Origin of the sequence: Intestinirhabdus alba (assembly GCF_009711095.1) — a bacterium.
GTDB lineage: Bacteria > Pseudomonadota > Gammaproteobacteria > Enterobacterales > Enterobacteriaceae > Intestinirhabdus > Intestinirhabdus alba.
In genome coordinates this window covers 57,177-75,346 of sequence record NZ_WMJZ01000013.1, presented here as the reverse complement: position 1 = coordinate 75,346, position 18,170 = coordinate 57,177, and the positions used below count along the sequence as shown (strand labels likewise).

Genomic DNA, 18,170 nt, shown 5'->3' with positions numbered 1-18,170 from the left:
ACTTATCCTTTCAGGCTGCGGTAATCAGCCAGCAGTTGTGGATCTGACGGTTGCGGGCAAAGTCCTGCGAAAGCGTTTTTTGCGTGATTTCTTGTGCCTTCAGCCCCAGCGCCGCCAGCCCTTCGAGATCCATCCGGAACCCGCGCTTATTGTTAGAGAACATAATGGTGCCGCCTTTGCGCAGCAGGCGCTGCAGATCCTTCATCAACGCCAGATGGTCGCGCTGCACGTCGAATGACGCCTCCATGCGCTTCGAGTTAGAAAAGGTCGGCGGATCGATAAAGATCAGATCAAACTGCTCGTTCGCCTCCCGCAGCCAGCCCAGGCAGTCGGCCTGGATCAGCCGATGCGCCCGCCCGCTCAGGCCGTTGAGCCGCAGGTTGCGCTCGGCCCATTCCAGATAGGTGCGCGACATATCCACGGTGGTGGTACTGCGCGCGCCGCCCAGGCCGGCATGTACGCTGGCGCTGCCGGTATAGGAAAAGAGGTTAAGGAAATCTTTACCCTTACTCATCTGGCCAAGCATCCTGCGCGCAATGCGGTGATCGAGAAACAGTCCGGTGTCGAGATAGTCCGTCAGATTCACCCACAGTCGGGCGTTGTATTCGCCAACCTCAATGAATTCGCCCTTCTCACCCAGCTTCTGATACTGGCTTTTTCCCTTCTGCCGCTCGCGGGTTTTCAGCACCAGACGGTTCGGCGCAATCTCCAGCACCGCCAGCGTCGCCGCGATGATATCAAACAGACGCTGGCGCGCCTTTTGCGCATCCACGGTTTTCGGCGGCGCATACTCCTGAATCACCAGCCAGTCGCCGTAGCGGTCCACCGCCACGTTATACTCCGGCAGATCGGCATCGTACAGCCGGTAGCACTCGATGCCCTCCTGACGCGCCCACTTATCCAGCTTCTTCACATTCTTACGCAGGCGGTTGGCGTAATCTTCCGCCACCGTCGCTGGCCTGCCGTCGGGGCTGCTCTCCGCCAGGTGGTAGTTTTTCTGCACGCAGTCCAGCGGGCCGTTTTTGGCCTTGTATTGCTTATCGGCGCGTAGCTGCAGGCAGCTCAACAGATCCGGCGAGGCGCTGAACAGCGAAAGATTCCAGCCGCCGAACTGATTCTTCATCGTGCGGCCGAGCAGGCTGTGCAGCGCAATCAGCGCCGGTTCACTGTCCAGCCGCTCGCCGTAGGGTGGGTTACTGATTACCGTGCCGTACGGCCCCTTCGGCAGCGGGTTGCTCAGCTGCGCCACGTCCTTAACGGCAAAGTCGATCAGCTCGCCTATGCCCGCCCGGCGGGCGTTGCTGCGGGCCCGTTCAATCACGCGCGCGTCGCTGTCCGAACCGTAAAAGCGCGAACCATATTCCGCCAGCCCCTTCCGGGCGCGGGTTTGCGCTTCGGCCTTCACCGCCTGCCAGACGGTCTCGTCGTGCTGCGCCCAGCCGCTGAAGCCCCAGCGGCCGCGGTGCAGCCCGGGGGCGCGATCGGTTGCCCACATCGCCGCCTCAATCAGCAGCGTGCCCGAACCACACATCGGATCGAGCAGCGGCGTACCGGGCTGCCAGCCGGAACGCAGCACGATCGCCGCCGCCAGGGTCTCTTTGATTGGCGCACTCCCGGTACGATCCCGATAGCCGCGCAGATGCAGGCCGTCGCCGCTCAGATCGAGGGCTATGCTGGCGGTCTCTTTGTTCAGCCAGACGTTGACGCGAATATCCGGCGATTCGCGGTCCACGTTCGGGCGCGGCAGGTTCTGGCGGGTAAAGGCGTCGACGATGGCATCCTTCACCTTCATCGCCCCGTACTGGCTGTTGCGAATGGTGTCATTCAGCCCGCTGAAGTGCACCGCGAAGGTCGCGCCAGGGTTGAAGATCTCCGTCCAGCGGATCGCCTGCACCCCGAGATAGAGATCCAGATCGCTGTAGACCTTGCACTCCCCCATCGGCAGCATAATGCGCGAGGCCAGACGGCTCCACATCAGGCTCTGGTAAACAAGCCGCGTGTCGCCCTTAAAGTGGACCCCACCCTGAACCACCTGACACTCGACGGCACCCAGGCTTTCCAGTTCAGTTTTTAACAGCTCTTCCAGCCCGCGGGCCGTACTGGCAAACAGAGAATTCATATTGTCACTTATTACTCATCGAAAATTGTTGCGCATTATACACAAAAACATTCCTGTTGCCTTGCGACGCCGGGCGAATGAAATGGCTGGACGACGTCAGCCTGAGTCACAAAGAGACGGCTGAAAGGTAAAGTGTAGATAGCGAATAAGCGCGTTATGGCATAAAGTTGTGGCCTGGCAGACAAACCTGACGCCGCTATTCCGGGGACGGACAGTGCTCCGGGTCATAAGCAGCGACTCGCTACCCTCACCCTTCAGGGCGGGCGCTGGCCGGATGCAGGTTCGCAAGTAAAATAGTCCTGATGGACCAGGCTCTTATCTCTTTCGGGGGCAATACCGTGACGATTTTAACCCGCCTGTTTATTCACCCAGTCAAATCTATGCGCGGCATTGGCCTGACGCACGCCCTGGCCGACGTCGGCGGCCCGGCCTGCGATCGTATTTTTATGGTCACCGAACCCGACGGCACCTTTATCACCGCCCGCCGGTTCCCGCAGATGGTCCGTTTTACCCCCTCTCTGCTGCCGGACGGCCTGCACCTGACCGCGCCGGACGGCAGCTGCGCGCGGGTGCGCTATGCCGATTTTGCGCCAAAGGAGGCCCCGACCGAAGTATGGGGTAACCACTTTACCGCCCGCATAGGGCCTGAGGCGGTGAATCAATGGCTGAGCGGCTTCTTCAGCCGCGACGTACAGCTGCGCTGGGTCGGGCCGCAGCCGACGCGCCGGGTAAAACGGCACGCCGAAGTTCCCCTCGGCTTTGCCGATGGCTATCCCTGGCTGCTAATCAACGAAGCGTCCCTGCGCGATCTGCAGCAGCGCTGCCCGGCGGGCGTCAGAGTCGAGCAGTTCCGCCCGAACCTGGTGGTTTCCGGTGCTGCGGCCTGGGAAGAGGATCGCTGGAAGGTCCTCCGCATCGGTGAGGTTGCCTTTGAGGTGGTAAAACCGTGCAGCCGCTGCATTTTCACCACCATCGACCCGGAAAAAGGTCGGCTGCATCCCACCGCTGAACCGCTGGCGACGCTGCGTGGGTTTCGCACCGCCAGCGACAGCGGCGACGTTGACTTCGGCATGAACCTTATCGCCCGCGGCAGCGGCGTCATCCGCGTCGGCGATGAAATGGAGGTGCTGGCCAGCGCCCCGGCGAAACTATACGGTGCGGCGGAGGCCGACGATAAGATCGCCAGCGTCGCCACACGGCCGGACCTTTCGCGGCAATAATCAGCAGGTGCTGCTGGAACAGCTGGAGAGTCAGGGGATTCGAATAGGTTATTCGTGTCGTGCCGGGATCTGCAGCAGTTGTCGCATCAGGCTGCTGGCAGGCGAAGTCACTGCGCTGAAAAAATCGGCGATCGGCGATGACGGGACGATACTGAGCTGCAGCTGCGTGCCGAAAACAGCGCTGCGGCTGAAAGGTTAAACGGCCTGCTCAAGGCTGAAGCTGGCCATGCTCTGGTACGGCTTCAGCCTGTCGTTCATGATTTTAATGGCGTCGCCAAGCTGCATGGCGCGCCCGGCTACCGTCACGACGGGCTGGGCGAGCAGGCACAGCGCCGCGCTCTCCCCAGGCTCCACCACCAGCAGATTCACCTGCTCATCGGTATCGCTCAGCCATACGCGGGCGGCGTCGCCCACCGCCGGCATCCAGCCCTCGCCGTGCGCCACGAAATGCCAACTTCGCGGCATCTGCGGCTTCAGATAGCGGACGGCCACCAGCGCGTTCAGCACCAGCTCCGCCTTTTGCTCGGCGGAGAGATCAAAGTGGCGGCACTGTTCTTCAAACGAGAAATAAAGCGCGGCGTCGTCAACGCAAAAGCCGGCAGGTGAAAAGGCATCGGGAGTCAGCATTTTACGCGCAAAACGCGAGCGGAATATCAGGCCATTGGCTAAATCGAGCATCATACGATCGTGCTCTTCATCGTAATACCAGCGCCAGTTATCGTCAGGTTTAATTCGCATCGTTTTTTCTCCCGGTCCCATCGTCCTGTTGCAACAGCATCCCTTTTGCCGCTTCGTTTATCGCCTTAATAAGAAAAGACTAAAATGTCTAAATAAGCAACAGAGGGGGGAATATAAAACAACCAGGGCCGGAAATAAAGCCCTGGCAGTCCGATAAGCCACGAAAACGGGGACAACAGAAGATAAAAGAATCAAATGTGGTTAATGATTTCTTTAATCAGCGGCGGACCTTTAAAAATAAACCCGGAATAAATTTGCACCAGCGACGCCCCGGCGGCGATTTTTTCGCGCGCGGCAATCACGGAATCAATTCCGCCAACGCCGATAATCGGCAGCCGTCCGTTAAGCTCCTGAGCCAGTCGACGAATAATTTCGGTGCTTTTTAACTGCAGCGGTCGTCCGCTTAAGCCGCCGGTTTGCTCACAGTTTTTCATCCCCTGAACTAACGAGCGATCGAGCGTGGTGTTGGTGGCAATAACGCCGTCAATATTATGTCGAAGCAAACTGTCGGCAACCTGGATCAGCTCTTCCTCGGAAAGATCCGGCGCGATCTTTACCGCGATCGGCACATATTTCTGATGAATCTTTTGCAGATCGCTCTGCTTATTTTTAATGCCGCTCAATAAGTCATCCAGCGCGTCGCCGTACTGCAGCGTGCGCAGCCCCGGCGTATTTGGCGAAGAGATATTAATGGCAATATAACCCGCATGCGCATAGATTTTTTCCATGCAAATCAGGTAGTCATCTTTCCCCTGCTCTACCGGCGTCGCCTTATTTTTACCGATATTAATGCCCAACACGCCGTCGTAACGCGCCTTTTTGACATTCTCCACCAGGTTATCCACGCCCAGATTGTTAAAGCCCATCCGGTTGATCAAACCTTCAGCCTCCACCAGACGAAACAGGCGCGGCTTGTCGTTGCCAGGCTGCGGACGCGGCGTTACGGTGCCAATCTCAATCGCACCGAAGCCCATTGCACCCAGCGCGTCGATGCATTCGCCATCTTTATCCAGGCCGGCCGCCAGGCCGAGGGGGTTTTTAAAGGTCAGCCCCATACAGCTAACGGGCTTTGCGGAGACTTTCTGGCGGATCACGGCTTCCAGCGGCGTGCCGGCAATGCGGCGTAACTGCTGAAACGTTAACTCATGAGCGCGCTCAGGATTGAGCTGAAAAAGGGCTTTTCGAACGAAGGGATAGTACATGAACTCTCCTGGATTCCCGGTGTGCAAACCGGGGGCATATTATGTGCGATTTCAGGCCAAAAGAAAATTGACCTGTGGCAATAAATAGCAAACGTTTTCTTCGCGTCGCGCCTTTATAGCCTAAATAATTCGGGTTGCCGGACAAAACGCAGCGCGTTTTGAATAGCCCCTGGGCTGACTCCGAAGGGGTGAGGCCCCTGGGCCGAATAAAGCCAACGCACATGCAGCTTGAAGTATGACGGGTATACACCCCAAATCATTCGTGCTGGTACAGCGGCCCGGGTCGGGAACGGAGGAACAAAAGTAGCGATATTAAATCGGGGATAGCGCACGAAACCGGCGGCGCGGCTGGCAAAGCCGGATGGCGGTAGCTGCGCCATCCGGCCGCTTATCAGCCCAGCGCCCTGGCGATCTTCTCATACAGATCGCCGGAGAGATCCTCCAGCGCTTTCAACTGCTCCAGCGCCGCGCGCATCTTCGCCTGGCGCGGGTCATCATACCGCTTCAGGCGGATCAGCGGCTCGATCAGACGCGACGCCACCTGCGGGTTACGCCGGTTCAGCTCGGTAAGCATTTCGACCAGGAACCGGTAGCCGCTGCCATCTTCCGCGTGGAACGCCGCCATATTGCTGCCGGCAAACGCGCCAATCAATGAGCGAATACGGTTCGGGTTGCTCATGCTGAACGCCCGGTGCTGCAGCAGGCCGCGTACCGTTTCCAGCACATTGTCCGCCGGGCTGGTGGACTGCAGGATAAACCATTTGTCCATCACCAGGCCGTCCTGGTGCCATTTATCGTCGAACTCCCGCATCAGCGCATCGCGGCACGGCAGCTGTGCGGCCACCGCTGCGGAAAGCGCGGCCAGCGCGTCGGTCATGTTATTGGCTTCACGGTACTGCCTGCTGACCAGCGCATCCGCCTGGCGCATTTCGCCAAAGGCGAGGAAGCGCAGGCAGGCGTTACGCAAGGTGCGTCTGCCGATATCCTTATGCTCAACGCGATATTCCCCAAGGCGATTGGCGTGGTAGATAGCCAGCAGCTCATCCGCCAGCCCGGTCGCCAGAGTACGGGTTAAGGCTTCGCGCACGTTGGTAATGGCGATCGGATCGATAATCTCGAACAGTTCAGCCATTTCATTAACCGAGGGCAGCGTCAGAATTTCCGCAGCCAGCGCCGGATCGATATGTTCATCAAGCAGAACCGCCCGAAAGGCGTCGGCAACGTGCACCGGCAGCGACAGCGGCTGGCCCTGCTGATAGCGGTTAACGTTCAGCTTAATGTAGGTTGCCAGCAGGCTTTGGGCGGCATCCCAGCGGGAGACGTCGTTACGCGCATGGCGCATCAGGAACGTCAACTGCCCGTCGCTCCATTTGTACTCCAGCTTCACCGGTGCAGAAAATTCGCAGAGCAGCGCGGGCACCGGCTGAGAGGCGATATCATCAAAAACAAAGGTCTGCTCGGCCTGGGTAACGTTAAGCACGGGGTTTACCGGATGGCCGTCCTGGCGCAGCGGAAGGATCTGCCCGCTGTCGCCATACAGCTCAACGGCGAACGGAATATGCAGCGGCTTCTTCTCCGCGCTGTCCGCCGTTGCCGGCGTGCGCTGGGCGATCGTCAGCGTGTATTGCCGGGTTTCCGCTTCATAACTATCTTTTACCGTCACGACGGGGGTGCCGGACTGGCTGTACCAGAGGCGGAAATGGGAGAGATCGACATTGGTGGCATCCTCCATCGCCTGCACAAAATCATCGCAGGTGGCCGCGCTGCCATCATGGCGCTCAAAGTAGAGCTGCATCCCCTTCTGGAACCCCTCTTCGCCCAGCAGGGTATGGATCATCCGGATCACCTCGGCTCCCTTCTCATAGACGGTCAGGGTGTAGAAGTTATTCATCTCGATGACCTTGTCCGGGCGGATCGGGTGCGCCATCGGGCTGGCATCCTCAGCAAACTGCAGGCCGCGCATAGCGCGAACGTTGCTGATGCGGTTAACCGCGCGCGAGCCGAGATCGGAGCTGAACTCCTGATCGCGGAAGACGGTCAGCCCCTCTTTAAGGCTCAGCTGAAACCAGTCGCGGCAAGTAACGCGGTTGCCGGTCCAGTTGTGAAAATATTCGTGGCCGATAACGCGCTCGATATCAAGGTAATCTTTATCGGTGGCGGTATCGGTCCGCGCCAGCACGTATTTGGAGTTAAAGATATTCAGCCCTTTATTCTCCATCGCGCCCATATTAAAGAAGTCCACCGCGACGATCATATAGATGTCGAGGTCATACTCCAGGCCAAAGCGTTCTTCGTCCCACCTCATGGCGTTTTTCAGCGAGGTCATCGCCCAGGGCGCACGATCCAGGTTGCCACGATCGACGTACAGCTCCAGCGCCACTTCACGTCCGGAGCGGGTGATAAAGGTATTGCTCAGCACATCGAAATCACCGGCCACCAGCGCAAACAGGTAGCACGGCTTCGGGAAAGGGTCCTGCCACTGCACCCAGTGGCGGCCGTCGTCCAGTTCGCCCTGGGCGATACGATTACCGTTGGAGAGCAGAAACGGGTAGGTTTTTTTATCAGCAATAATTTTGCTGGTGAAGCGGGCCAGCACGTCCGGGCGATCGAGATACCAGGTAATATGGCGGAAGCCTTCGGCTTCGCACTGGGTGCATAACGCATTGCCTGACTGGTACAGACCTTCCAGCGCAGTATTGGCCGCAGGGGCGATCTCGTTCACAATGCGCAGCGTAAAGCGTTCCGGCAGGTTATTAATCACCAGCGCGCCCTCTTCCTCTTTATACGCCGTCCACGGCGTATCGTTAACGTGAAGAGAAAGCAGGGTTAAATCTTCTCCGTCGAGGCGAAGGGGGGCATCAGGCGCGCCGTGGCGGACAACCTGGCTTACCGCCGTTACCACGGTTTTTTCCGCTGCAAGATCAAAGGTCAAGTCAATATCAGTAATCTGGTAATCCGGTGCCCGATAGTCGTGGCGGTATTTAACCTGTGGCTGTTGTGTCATAAAAAACCTTTCGCATCTGTTTTAGTGTTCCGGCTTCAGTCTATTCCTGTTGCCGGAATCGCGCTATGCAGAATGTTTATCTTTTCAGGCGCTGAGATGACGGGTTCGCGCGGGGAAAATTTGAGCACGCCCTGCAGCCATTGCGTAAAAAGCGACCCGACGGTGCTCAAAATGCCCTGGCATCCGCAAAAATATTGCCCGCCGCCGCGCGGGTATCTCATTCTTTAAGCTACATTTTTATAACAAGCCGCACGAAATGCGCCCGCTCCCGAAGCACCTTATGTTGCGATCGGGGTTCAATAAATCACTAAACGCGATATACTCCAGCTGTTCTCTTAGATGTTTAATGTACTAAACGCCCCTGTGAGAGGATGCTACAGCGCACCTATGACACAATTCGCTTCTCCTGTTCTGCACTCGCTGCTGGATACAGATGCTTACAAGCTGCATATGCAGCAAGCCGTTTTTCACCGCTACGGCGATGTGCAGGTAACGGCGGAATTTCGCTGCCGCGGTGATGACCTGCTGGGTATTTACGCCGATGCTATTCGTCAAGAAGTAGACGCGATGCGGCACCTGCAGCTGCGGGAGGATGAGTTTAACTGGCTCTCCGGCCTGCCCTTCTTCAAGGCTGATTATCTCAGCTGGCTGCGGGATTTTCGCTATAACCCGGAGCAGGTATCGATCGCCAGCGATAATGGCAAACTCAACATTCGCTTAACCGGCCCGTGGCGCGAAGTGATCATGTGGGAAGTTCCGCTGCTGGCGACCATCAGCGAGCTGGTGCACCGCTATCGCTCACCGGATGCCGGCGTTGAGCAGGCGCTGGCTACGCTGACGACCAAACTGGCGGATTTCGCAGCCTATACCGCCGACCTCGATCTGTCCCGTTTCCGGCTGATGGACTTCGGCACCCGGCGGCGCTTTTCCCGCGAGGTGCAGCAGGCTATCGTCGGGCGTCTGCAGCGAGAGCCGTGGTTCGTCGGCACCAGCAATTATGACCTCGCGCGGCGGCTGTCGCTGACGCCTATGGGCACTCAGGCGCACGAATGGTTTCAGGCCCATCAACAGATCAGCCCGGATCTGGCCACCAGCCAGCGGGCGGCGCTCGCCGCCTGGCTTGAGGAATACCCTGACAGGCTCGGCATTGCGCTGACCGACTGCATCACCATGGACGCCTTCCTGCGCGACTTCGGCGCAGAGTTTGCCACCCGCTATCAGGGGCTGCGTCATGATTCCGGCGATCCGGTCGAGTGGGGAGAAAAAGCCATTGCCCACTATGAGAAGCTGGGTATCGATCCTCTGAGCAAAACGCTGGTGTTCTCGGATAATCTCGATCTAAAGAAAGCGGTCGATCTGTATCGCCACTTCTCGTCGCGGGTGCAGCTCAGCTTCGGCATCGGCACCCGTCTGACCTGCGATATTCCGCAGGTGAAGCCGCTGAATATCGTTATTAAGCTGGTGGAATGCAACGGCAAGCCGGTGGCCAAACTCTCCGACAGCCCGGGCAAAACCATTTGTCATGACAAAGCTTTTGTCCGCGCCCTGCGCAAAGCGTTCGATCTGCCGCATATCAGGAAGGCGAGCTAACTCCCCGGGGGAGCCGCTCCGGCTCCCTTTGCGCATTTATTTCTGAAATCTTTCCCTCCGGCAACGAATTCTGCTTGTCTGATTGCAGATGCCAGGTAACATAGGTATCCCCTATTTTGGGTGAAGATATGTTTATCCCCCAGTGAGTTGGGTTCGGGTTGCAAAATGAAACCGCTTTGGCGGTATTAAATGGCGCTGGTGCTGGATCTGAAGCTCAAACAACCGGCCCGCCCGTGTAACTCGCCGCGTGACGGGGATTTTTTTCAACGATTAACAGAGAGAATATTATGAGCGTTGTGCCTGTAGCCGACGTACTCCAGGGCCGCGTCGCCGGAGACCAAGAAGTGACCGTGCGCGGATGGGTGCGTACCCGCCGAGATTCAAAAGCTGGCATCTCCTTTCTTACCGTTTATGACGGTTCCTGCTTTGATCCTGTACAGGCTGTTATTAATCACTCTCTGCCTAATTACAATGAAGACGTTCTGCGCCTGACGACCGGCTGTTCGGTGATCGTCACCGGCAAGGTGGTTGCCTCCCCCGGACAGGGTCAGAGCTTCGAAATTCAGGCCACCCGCGTGGAGGTGACCGGCTGGGTGGACGATCCGGAAACCTATCCCATGGCGGCAAAGCGCCACAGCATTGAGTACCTGCGCGAGGTGGCGCACCTGCGTCCGCGCACTAACCTGATCGGTGCCGTAGCGCGGGTACGCCACACGCTGGCGCAGGCGCTGCATCGCTTCTTTGACGAACAGGGTTTTTTCTGGGTTTCTACGCCGCTCATTACCGCCTCTGATACCGAAGGTGCCGGCGAAATGTTCCGCGTCTCTACGCTGGATCTGGAAAACCTGCCGCGCAATGACCAGGGCAAAGTCGATTTTGATAAGGACTTCTTTGGTAAAGAGTCCTTTCTGACCGTATCGGGCCAGCTGAACGGCGAAACCTACGCCTGCGCCCTGTCAAAAATTTATACCTTTGGCCCGACCTTCCGCGCTGAAAACTCTAATACCAGCCGTCACCTGGCGGAATTCTGGATGCTGGAGCCGGAAGTCGCGTTTGCTAACCTGAACGACGTTGCCGGCCTGGCGGAAGCCATGCTTAAGTACGTCTTTAAGGCGGTGCTGACCGAGCGTGCGGACGACATGAAGTTCTTCGCCGAGCGCGTGGATAAAGAAGCGGTCTCCCGCCTGGAGCGCTTTATCGACGCCGACTTCGCCCAGGTTGACTACACCGACGCCGTGACCATTCTGGAAAACTGCGGCAAGCAGTTTGAAAATCCGGTTTACTGGGGCGTGGATCTCTCCTCCGAGCACGAACGCTACCTGGCGGAAGAGCACTTTAAAGCGCCGGTGGTGGTGAAAAACTATCCGAAAGATATTAAAGCGTTTTATATGCGCCTTAACGAAGACGGTAAAACCGTGGCGGCGATGGACGTTCTGGCACCGGGCATCGGTGAAATCATCGGCGGCTCCCAGCGTGAAGAGCGTCTCGACGTTCTGGACGCGCGGATGCTGGAAATGGGTCTGAACAAAGAAGACTACTGGTGGTATCGCGATCTGCGCCGCTACGGCACGGTGCCGCACTCCGGTTTTGGTCTGGGCTTTGAGCGCCTTATCGCCTACGTTACCGGCGTACAGAACGTGCGTGACGTTATCCCGTTCCCGCGTACGCCGCGCAACGCCAGCTTCTGATGCTGTTTCAGGGCCAGCTTACGCTGGCCTTTTCTCTCGCCGCTTCCCCGCTATCCTCGTTTTTACTAAAACATTTAAAACGCTTTCTGAAACTTCTCTGTACAAAAAAATCCCTTACAGCTGTTGCGGTTTAGCCAGCCCGTGCTGATAGCACATTCTCAACCCGTCCTGCGGATCCCCGGACGTCTAAATTTAGCCAGCGAAAACGTGCCGCCTCTGCTGGTGGTCGACAACGCCGCCCTATAAAATATTTAAATAAATAAAAATCATATAGATACCCATAAAAGAGAGGGGGTTATCGCTTTGTCGGGGTAGAATTTGAAGTTGTTCACAATACGATAGATTTTAAATTTAATTTAACACTAGCTTTACTTTTGAAACAGATCATTCATATTTGTAGCACTTTGCAAGTAGCGAAACCGTAGTGTGAATGGAAAGATGCCAGACAGACACATAAAGACACCAAACTATCTTCAATAGTTCCTTTAAGTTTCCTTGACGGGATTTATTGCTGGCAGTGGCAGGTGTCATATAAAAATCAATGAGGGTAATAAATAATGATGAAGCGCAACATCCTGGCCGCGGTGATTCCTGCCCTGCTGGCAGCCGGTGCGGCAAACGCTGCAGAAATCTATAATAAAGACGGCAACAAACTTGACCTGTACGGTAAGGCGGTAGGCCTGCACTATTTTTCTAAAGACAACGGGGATAACAGCTACGGTGGGGACGGCGATGAGACCTATGCGCGTCTCGGTTTTAAAGGGGAAACCCAGATTAATGACCAGCTCACCGGCTACGGCCAGTGGGAGTATCAGTTCAGCGGCAACAACTCAGAAGGCGGCTCTGATTCTCAGAACGGCAACAAAACCCGTCTGGCCTTTGCCGGGCTGAAATTTGGCGACGCCAGCTCTCTGGACTACGGCCGTAACTACGGCATCGTTTACGACGCGCTGGGCTACACCGATATGCTGCCGGAATTCGGCGGCGATACGGCCTATACCGACGATTTCTTCGCCAGCCGCGTTGGCGGGGTTGCCACTTATCGTAACACCAATTTCTTCGGCCTGGTTGAAGGACTGAATTTCGGTCTGCAGTACCTGGGCAAAAACGAACGCGCCAGCAGCTACGAAGCCGACGCGGATGACAATAACTTCAGCGAAGTCCGCCGTTCTAACGGCGACGGCTGGGGAACTTCTCTGAGCTATGAGTTCGACGGCTTTGGCATCGTCGGTGCCTGGGGCTCGGCGGATCGCACCAACGCCCAGCAGAACCCGGCGCTACGCGGTCGCGGTGAAAAAGCGGAACAGTGGGCAACCGGCCTGAAATACGATGCCAACGGCCTCTATCTGGCGGCGAACTATGGTGAAACCCGCAACGCGACGCCGATTAGCGGCGGCTTCGCCAACAAGACACAGGATATTCTGTTAGTGGCCCAGTACCAGTTCGACTTCGGCCTGCGCCCGTCCATCGCTTACACTAAGTCCAGGGCGAAAGACGTAGAGGGCGTCGGCAGTGAAGATCTGGTGAACTACTTTGAAGTGGGCGCGACTTACTATTTCAACAAAAACATGTCCACCTACGTTGACTACATCATCAACCAGATCGACAGCGATAACCGGCTGGGCGTAGGCTCTGACGACACGGTAGCCTTGGGCATTGTCTATCAGTTCTGATTAGCAGACCTCTTTGCTAAATCCTTAAAAAACAGGACGTCAGTCCTGTTTTTTTATCTCTTCCAGAGCAATCTTGCGTCTTTAAAAAAGAGCGCGCCTTTTTGTCGCTAACGGTTGGCATTTTGTAAATCTCCCGTTAACCTGATAGCGGATTTCTCTTCTGTAACCACAATGGAACCTCGTCATGTTTGAGAACATTACCGCCGCTCCTGCCGACCCCATTCTGGGCCTGGCCGATCTGTTTCGCACCGATGACCGTCCCGGTAAAATCAACCTGGGCATCGGGGTATATAAAGATGAAACCGGAAAAACCCCGGTGCTGACCAGCGTAAAAAAAGCCGAGCAGTATATACTCGAAAATGAAAATACAAAAAACTATCTCGGCATTGACGGTATTGCGGAATTTGGCCGCTGCACGCAGGAACTGCTGTTTGGCAAAGGCAGCGCGCTGATTAACGATCGCCGCGCGCGCACCGCGCAGACTCCCGGCGGCACCGGCGCGCTGCGCGTGGCCGCTGATTTTCTCGCCAGACACACCGACGCCAGGCGCGTCTGGGTAAGCAATCCAAGCTGGCCAAACCATAAGAGCGTATTCAACTCCGCCGGGCTGGACGTATGCGATTACGCCTGGTACGACGCTGAGAATCATACGCTTGATTTCGAGGCGCTGATCGACAGCCTCAGCGGCGCGCAGGCGGGTGACGTGGTACTGTTTCACGGCTGCTGTCACAACCCGACCGGTATCGATCCGACCCTGGAACAGTGGCAGGCGCTGGCGCAGCTTTCGGTAGAAAAAGGCTGGCTGCCGCTGTTTGACTTCGCCTACCAGGGTTTTGCCCGCGGCCTGGAGGAAGATGCGGAAGGCCTGCGCGCCTTTGCCGCACAGCACAAAGAGCTGATCGTCGCCAGCTCTTACTCAAAAAACTTTGGCCTGTACAACGAGCGCGTCGGTGCCTGTACGCTGGTAGCGGCAGACGCCGAAACCGCCGATCGCGCCTTCAGCCAGATGAAGTCAACCATTCGCGCCAACTACTCCAACCCGCCCGCCCACGGCGCTTCCGTGGTGGCGACGATTCTGGGCAATGACGCCCTGCGCGCCATCTGGGAACAGGAGCTGACCGACATGCGCCAGCGTATTCAGCGCATGCGTCTGCTGTTTGTTAATACCCTGCAGGAGAAAGGTGCGAACCGCGACTTCAGCTTTATTACCCGGCAAAACGGCATGTTCTCCTTCAGCGGCCTGACCAAAGAGCAGGTGCTACGTCTGCGGGAAGAGTTTGCGGTTTACGCCGTAGCTTCCGGCCGTATCAACGTGGCTGGAATGACGCCGGACAATATGGCACCGCTGTGCGAGGCCATTGTCGCCGTACTGTAGCCGTATCCGTTAAATGAAAAAGCCCGCGACGCGACGCGGGCTTTTTACTTTTTACGCCCCGCAGCGGGACCCTGAAGCACTATCAGCCGGCCCGATCGTTTTGCAGAAACGGGTTATGCAGGCGCTCATCGCCTAAGGTGGACAGCGGCCCGTGGCCGGGAATAAAGGTGACCTCATCGCCCAGCGGCAGCAGCTTACGCTTAATTGAGTCGATCAGCTGGCCGTGATCGCCACGCGGAAAATCACTGCGCCCGACGCCGCCTTTGAAGATGACGTCGCCTGAAATCAGCAGCTGTGACTGCGGGTCGAAGAAAACGACGTGGCCCGGCGTATGTCCCGGACAGTGCAACACCTGTAACGTCACATTGCCGATACTCACGCTGTCACCCTCGCTGAGCCAGCGGTCCGGCGTCAGCGGCTGACACTCTTCAAGGCCAAACATACGGCTCTGGGCGGGGAGTCCCTGCAGCCAGAACTCATCTTCTTTTTCCGGGCCAAGAACCGGCACGCCATAGTGCTGCGCCAGCTCAGCGGCCGCACCGACGTGATCGAGGTGGCCGTGGGTCAGCAGGAGCTGCGTCAGCGTTACGCCGCTGGCGTCGACCTCCTGGCGGATCTTATCCGCATCGCCGCCGGGATCGACCAGCGCCGCCAGGCGGGTTTGCTCACACCAGATTAGCGAACAGTTCTGAGAAAAGGCGGTAACCGGAATAATACGATAGTTCATGTTGCTCCCGTTTCGTTAAGAACCGGGTCCACAGGGCGCTATTGCCGCAGCCGGTATGGGCGCAAACGGCACCTCACCGCCGACCTGCACCGTAGCACAGGGCAAATAAAACAGCCTGATGAACCAGACTCTGTATCACCAGTGCCGCACAGGCCCGGTGTCAATATGCACAAAGTTGCTACGTGGATAGTATCCTACACCACCTGCGCGCATAGACAACGCGGCTTTGCGAACATTGCTTAATGAAACGCCTTCAATATGGAAATCCATCGCCTGTCCGCGGGTATGGTAGCTTTTTTTAGCCACTCCGCGACGGTGGGCGCGCAGTTCATTATTGGTATCAAGAGAGCGGTAGCCGGAAATAAGCTGCACCGGGCTACGACTCCCCAGCAGCCCCTGCAGCCGATACAGCTGATCGAACAGGCCCGGATCGATAGACCTTACCTTATTTGACCGGTAGTCGCGAAAGAAGTGATCGAGCCTGGCCAGCTCTTCCTGAATATAGCCCCGGCCATCGAAAAACTCCGCTTTAATTGATTCGCCGGTATTGAGGTTATTCAGCGCCAGGATACGCGGGCGCGGGGTAGAGAGCGTCGCAAACGCGGGCGAAGGCAGGATGGCAACCCCCAGGGCGGCTCCACCTAACGCCAGCAGTTTGCGGCGATTAGCGTCAAATTTGTCCATATTTATGAGATCTACAGGTCAGTTTAGGTTATGTATGCTACGGCGCACTGAGGGCACCTTAACCGGCCGCAAAGCCGCCGTCAAGACGGTGCTTTACCAGCATTGACGGGGCCTGCAGCGATGCGGCCCCTTTTCCACCATCAGATATGACCACAGAAACAGCAGAACTGCTTCACTTATCTGATTAATTTTTCTGCTTTCGGCACAATTTGTGCGCTGGATCGCGCCGTCAGATCGTAGCTGTAAATATCGGTGCGATACTGAGTGCGCCCATCCGCGCCAATGAAGGCGGTCAGATAGTAGAGATTCACCGGGATCGTTTGCGGAATATTAACGTAGCGCGTATCCCCGCGCCTGAGCGCATCGGAGATACGCGCGTCGTTCCACCCGGCGTCCTGCAGCAGCATATTCGCCAGCTCAGAGGCTTTATTGACCCGCACGCAGCCGGAACTCAGCGCCCGCGCATCCTTACGGAACAGGCTATGGTTCGGCGTATCGTGCAGATAAATAGCATCGGAGCTGGGCATATTGAATTTGTAGCGGCCCAGCGAGTTACGCGCCCCCGGTGCCTGTTGAAAGCGGAACGGCAGATTAGACGCCGTGATCGTCGACCAGTCCACCTGACCCGGATCGATCCGCTCCTTACTGTTCCAGCCGCGCAGAACGGTGTAGCCGTGGCTCGCCAGGTAACCCGGATCGTTGCGCACCTTTGGCAGAATATCCTTGCGCGCCAGCGTCGGCGGAACGTTCCACGGCGGATTGACCACCACGTTGTTCAACGCGCTGCTCATCATCGGCGTTTTACGATCGGGACGCCCCACGATCACCTTTGAGTCCAGAACCTGATTGCCGTTCTGATAATAGACCAACGAATAGGCCGGAATATTCACCATAATGCCGGTCTTCAGCTCATCGGGCAGCAGGCGCAGGCGCTGAATATTCAGCGCCAGCACGCCCGCGCGCTGGGCGGGAGAGACATTAAGCCACTGGCGGGTGGAGGGACCGATGGCACCGTCAGCGCCCAGCCCCTGCCAGGCCTGAAACCGCTTTACCGCCTCAACCAGCGTGCGGTCATAGATGGCTCGCGCGGGCTTGCCGCCCGCCGCGGCCCGTGCATTAACCGGCTTCGCCGCCGGGGCGTCAACATCAATGGCTGAGGGGCTGACCGCCGCCTCATCGCCGGGCAGCGCAATATTCGGCTCTCCTTCCAGCATTCCGGTACGCTGCAGGATCTCGCGTAGGGCGGGCACGTCGCTGCTCGACTGACCGGGGCGCAGCGTGGTCTTACCGACCAGCTGCGGCCACGGCCGCGAGTCGCTGACCAGCCTGAGCAGCGCCTCGTGCATCGCCGCATACTGCGGATGCCTCGGTGCCAGCCCGGCAATAAAGCCCGGCAGCTGACCATCATCCAGCGCCACCTGCCACTGGTTGATCACCGACAACGGCGGCGTTTCGAGCTTCCAGGACCTGCTGCTGTAGAGCCAGCGGCTGCCTTTGGCCGGGATATTGGCGATAAAATGAAGGTAGCCCATCATGGCGTCGGAAAGCACGACATCACGCGCCAGGCCGTTAACGGCGGGATCGGTCAGCAGCGCGACCCACGCGGTGAACTGCGGCTGAAAGCCGGCAATTGCCACTTCGGCCAGTTGCTGCTGGAAGGCTTTTACCGCGTCGCGGTTTTCCCACATCGGCTGCATGTCGCGCGCGGCGTAGAGCAGCGTCAGCTGATTCATATAGACCGGCGTATAGCCGGAGGGAAGCTGTGACTGAAGCCCGGCGCGGGCTTTTTCCGCAGCGCCCTCCGGCAGAGGCTGAATGCCCGCCATCATCGCCGTTACGGGGGACAGCGCCTGCTCCATGCCCGGCTCGTCAACGGCCGCAGGGCTGACGCTGGCAACAATTTCAGGCTCGTCGGCCCGTACGTTTAACAGTGGAGCGAATGTTACGGCCAGACATAAACTACCTGTCAGCAGCCAACGACCACTTCTTCTCTTAAGCAACATCCCTGCCCCCTGTTTTTCTTTATCATGTTTTAAACCGCCAGGCTTCCCGTTCTCCTTCGCGTCCGGCGGCCGGGAAACCCGCGGTGCCGGACGCCTGAAGCATGACAAGCCAGGCCTGTCGGTTGTCAGGCTTATTTCCAGTATATA

Annotated in this window: 11 protein-coding genes and 1 pseudogene; 5 read left to right on the top strand and 7 right to left on the bottom strand. The window is 57.6% G+C overall.

Translation table 11 applies throughout. The features are described from left to right. Positions 1–10: 10 nt before the first annotated feature. Positions 11–2,119 (bottom strand): bifunctional 23S rRNA (guanine(2069)-N(7))-methyltransferase RlmK/23S rRNA (guanine(2445)-N(2))-methyltransferase RlmL, encoded by a 2,109-nt coding sequence (gene rlmKL, locus GJV78_RS11030; RefSeq protein WP_155108396.1) that lies wholly within the window; start codon positions 2,117–2,119, stop codon positions 11–13. A gap of 338 nt (positions 2,120–2,457) precedes the next feature. Here rlmKL and GJV78_RS11025 point away from each other — a divergent pair. Beyond that, positions 2,458–3,538, top strand: a pseudogene (locus GJV78_RS11025) (YcbX family protein). Here GJV78_RS11025 and zapC read toward each other — a convergent pair. From zapC to pepN, 3 genes are all read right to left on the bottom strand, one after another. Beyond that, positions 3,535–4,077: a cell division protein ZapC gene (zapC, locus tag GJV78_RS11020; protein WP_155108395.1), complete on the bottom strand. Its 543-nt coding sequence runs from the start codon at positions 4,075–4,077 to the stop codon at positions 3,535–3,537. The pseudogene GJV78_RS11025 and the gene zapC sit on opposite strands and share 4 nt — an antisense overlap. Positions 4,078–4,268: 191 nt before the next feature. After that, on the bottom strand, positions 4,269–5,279 hold the full coding sequence (gene pyrD, locus GJV78_RS11015; RefSeq protein ID WP_155108394.1) for a quinone-dependent dihydroorotate dehydrogenase: 1,011 nt from the start codon (positions 5,277–5,279) through the stop codon (positions 4,269–4,271). A 391-nt stretch (positions 5,280–5,670) separates the two neighbouring features. After that, complete coding sequence (gene pepN / locus GJV78_RS11010; RefSeq protein WP_155108393.1) at positions 5,671–8,283, bottom strand: aminopeptidase N; 2,613 nt, start codon at positions 8,281–8,283, stop codon at positions 5,671–5,673. A gap of 387 nt (positions 8,284–8,670) precedes the next feature. Between pepN and pncB the strand changes: the two genes are divergently transcribed. The 4 genes from pncB (at position 8,671) to GJV78_RS10990 (ending at position 14,609) form a co-directional block, all read left to right on the top strand. After that, complete coding sequence (gene pncB, locus GJV78_RS11005; RefSeq protein WP_155108392.1) at positions 8,671–9,873, top strand: nicotinate phosphoribosyltransferase; 1,203 nt, start codon at positions 8,671–8,673, stop codon at positions 9,871–9,873. Between the two features lie 287 nt (positions 9,874–10,160). After that, positions 10,161–11,561 (top strand): asparagine--tRNA ligase, encoded by a 1,401-nt coding sequence (gene asnS / locus GJV78_RS11000; protein WP_155108391.1) that lies wholly within the window; start codon positions 10,161–10,163, stop codon positions 11,559–11,561. 557 nt (positions 11,562–12,118) lie between these two features. Next, on the top strand, positions 12,119–13,234 hold the full coding sequence (ompF, locus tag GJV78_RS10995; protein ID WP_167519517.1) for a porin OmpF: 1,116 nt from the start codon (positions 12,119–12,121) through the stop codon (positions 13,232–13,234). Between the two features lie 184 nt (positions 13,235–13,418). After that, positions 13,419–14,609, top strand: coding sequence for an amino acid aminotransferase (locus GJV78_RS10990; protein WP_155108390.1), 1,191 nt, complete (start codon positions 13,419–13,421; stop codon positions 14,607–14,609). Positions 14,610–14,691: 82 nt separating this feature from the next. Here the strand turns inward: GJV78_RS10990 and GJV78_RS10985 are convergent, their stop codons facing one another. From GJV78_RS10985 to ldtD, 3 genes are all read right to left on the bottom strand, one after another. After that, positions 14,692–15,336 carry an MBL fold metallo-hydrolase gene (locus tag GJV78_RS10985; RefSeq protein WP_155108389.1) on the bottom strand — a complete coding sequence of 215 codons (645 nt, stop codon included), beginning with the start codon at positions 15,334–15,336 and terminating at the stop codon, positions 14,692–14,694. Positions 15,337–15,471: 135 nt separating this feature from the next. Beyond that, positions 15,472–16,020 (bottom strand): YcbK family protein, encoded by a 549-nt coding sequence (locus GJV78_RS10980; RefSeq protein ID WP_155108388.1) that lies wholly within the window; start codon positions 16,018–16,020, stop codon positions 15,472–15,474. Positions 16,021–16,196: 176 nt separating this feature from the next. Continuing rightward, a complete protein-coding gene (ldtD, locus tag GJV78_RS10975; RefSeq protein ID WP_155108387.1) occupies positions 16,197–18,023 on the bottom strand; it encodes a L,D-transpeptidase in 1,827 nt (608 codons plus the stop codon). Positions 18,024–18,170 lie beyond the last annotated feature (147 nt).